General features: G+C 63.7%; 3 protein-coding genes. 1 reads left to right on the forward strand and 2 read right to left on the reverse strand.

Annotated elements, in window-relative coordinates:
- Positions 1-16 precede the first annotated feature (16 nt).
- Entirely contained in the window at positions 17-841 is an 825-nt protein-coding gene (gene nth, locus EN964_RS31330; protein WP_127267097.1) for an endonuclease III, read from the forward strand.
- Position 842: 1 nt separating this feature from the next.
- Here nth and EN964_RS31335 read toward each other — a convergent pair whose 3' ends face one another.
- Together EN964_RS31335 and EN964_RS31340 are read right to left on the reverse strand one after the other, a co-directional pair.
- Positions 843-2,351 (reverse strand): tripartite tricarboxylate transporter permease, encoded by a 1,509-nt coding sequence (locus tag EN964_RS31335; RefSeq protein WP_127271814.1) that lies wholly within the window; start codon positions 2,349-2,351, stop codon positions 843-845.
- Positions 2,352-2,361: 10 nt separating this feature from the next.
- The coding region (locus EN964_RS31340; protein WP_164776134.1) for a tripartite tricarboxylate transporter TctB family protein at positions 2,362-2,628 on the reverse strand (267 nt) is incomplete at its 5' end.

Below are 2,628 nucleotides of genomic sequence, written 5' to 3' on the forward strand. Positions count from 1 at the left end.
ATATTATAGGAGGGAAATGGCAAGCCCCAAGTCCAAAGATTCTTCCCTGTCCAAAAAAGAGCTGTTGCCCGCACGACGCGATGGGTCGAACGTCAAGCCACGCCCGCGGCCGGTGCGGAGCTCGTCGCGCTACAGCCCGGCCGAAGTGCACGAGATATTCCGGCGCTTTTCCGTCCAGCGGCCCGAGCCGAAGGGCGAGCTCGAACATGTCAACGCCTTCACGCTGCTGGTCGCGGTGGTGCTGTCGGCGCAAGCGACGGATGCCGGCGTCAACAAGGCGACGCGGGCGCTGTTCAAGGCCGCCGATACGCCGCACAAGATGCTGGCGCTGGGGGAGGCAAGGGTCGGCGAATATATCCGCACCATCGGGCTGTGGCGCAACAAGGCGAAGAATGTGATTGCGCTGTCGCAGGCGCTGATCCGCGACCATGGCGGCGAGGTACCCGACAGTCGCGATGAATTGGTCAAGCTGCCCGGGGTCGGGCGCAAGACCGCCAATGTCGTGCTCAATATGGCCTTCGGCCAGCACACGATGGCGGTCGACACGCACATTCTCCGTATCGGCAACCGGCTCGGATTGGCGCCCGGCAAGACGCCGGAACAGGTCGAGCAAGGATTGTTGAAGATCATTCCGGACGAATATATGCGCCATGCACATCACTGGCTGATCCTGCATGGCCGCTACGTCTGCAAGGCGCGCAAGCCGGATTGCCCGGCCTGCGTCATCGCCGACATCTGCAAGGCCGAGGTCAAGACGACCGATGTGCCGGCACCGCTGGTGCCGATCGCACCGCTCGACCCTGTCGAAGAGATTCAGGACCGAAGCGGAACGACGGCGTAATTCAACTCTCCTCCACAAACACCTCTTCGCGCTTTTTCTTGACCGCCGGCAGGAAGACGATGACGAGCACGGCGAGCGCGATGAGCAGCAGGCCGGCGCTGATCGGTCTGGTCAAGAAGGTGCTCGGGTCGCCGCGCGAGAGGATCATGGCGCGGCGCAGGTTTTCCTCGAGCAGCGGGCCGAGCACGAAGCCGAGCAGCAGCGGCGCCGGTTCGCAGCGCAGCTTGGTCAGGAGATAGCCGAGGAAGCCGAAGAAGGCGACGGCGTAGAGGTCGTAGACGTTGCTGTTGACGCTGTAGACGCCGATCGAGCAGAACGCCATGATGATCGGGAAAAGCACGTAATAGGGGATCGTCAGCAGCTTCACCCAAAGCCCGATCAGTGGCAGGTTGAGGACGATCAGCATCAGATTGCCGATCCACATCGAGGCGATGATGCCCCAGAACAGCGCCGGCTGTTCGGTCGCGACATTGGGGCCGGGCACGATGCCCTGGATGATCATGGCGCCGATCATCAGCGCCATGACCGGGTTGGCTGGAATGCCGAGCGTCAGCATCGGGATGAAGGAGGTCTGCGCACCGGCATTGTTGGCCGATTCCGGTCCGGCGACGCCTTCGATGGCGCCCTTGCCGAACTCCTGCGGGTTTTTCGAGACGCGTTTTTCGACCGTGTAGGACGCAAAAGCTGCCAGGATCGCGCCGCCGCCCGGCAGGATGCCGAGCGCCGAACCGATGATCGTTCCGCGCACGATGGGCGCTGCCATGCGCCGAAAGTCCTCGCGGGTCGGCATAAGGCCGGTGACCTTGCGGATCATCACGGAGCGCTCATCCTCGTTTTCGAGGTTGCGCAGGATCTCGGCGACGCCAAAGACGCCGACCGCCACCGCAACGAAATTCAACCCGTCGGCATATTCCCGGATTCCAAGCGTGAAGCGCGGCGTGCCGGTGTAGATGTCGGTGCCGACAATGCCGAGCAGAAGGCCGAGCACGACCATGGCCAGCGCCTTGACGATAGAGCCGTGGGCGAGTGCGACGGACGAAACCAAGCCGACGATCATCAGCGAAAAATACTCGGCCGCGCCGAATTTCAGCGCGATCGCCGTCAGCGGCGGGGCAAAGATGGCGACGAGGAACGTCGACACCGTGCCGGCAAAGAACGAGCCGATGGCCGCGATCGCGAGGGCCGCTCCGGCGCGGCCGTTCCTGGCCATCTGGTAGCCGTCGATCGCGGTGACGGCGGACGAGGATTCGCCCGGCATGTTGATGAGAATGGCGGTGGTCGAGCCGCCATATTGCGCACCGTAATAGATGCCGGCGAGCATGATGAGGGAGGAGACCGGATCGCCGATCTGGAAGGTGATGGGCAGAAGCATGGCGATGGTCGCGGTGGCGCCGATGCCGGGCAGGACGCCGATCAGCGTGCCGAGAAGGACGCCGATCAGGCAGAAACCGAGGTTGGTCAACGACGTCGCCGTCGAAAAGCCGAGCGCGAGGTTGTCGAGGAGATCCATGCTCATCGCCTCACGATGCCGACCCTGGGGCCAGCCACGGGCCGAAGCGGCGGAACGGCAGGCCGAGCGCGTAGCTGAAGACGAGGAAGGCAAACAACGTCAGACCGGCCGACAGCACGAGCGCGGTCAATGGCTTCATGCGGCGGCTGGCAAACGACGCGATCAGCGCCGTCAGGAAGATCGACGGGATGAATCCGAGGCCGCGCACTGTCAGGCCGAAGAAGATCGGAGCAGGCAGGATGAGCAGCATGCCGCGCCACGCAATGTGCCCGATCGC

It is taken from the genome of Mesorhizobium sp. M7A.F.Ca.CA.001.10.2.1 (assembly GCF_003998575.1).
Classification (GTDB): domain Bacteria; phylum Pseudomonadota; class Alphaproteobacteria; order Rhizobiales; family Rhizobiaceae; genus Mesorhizobium.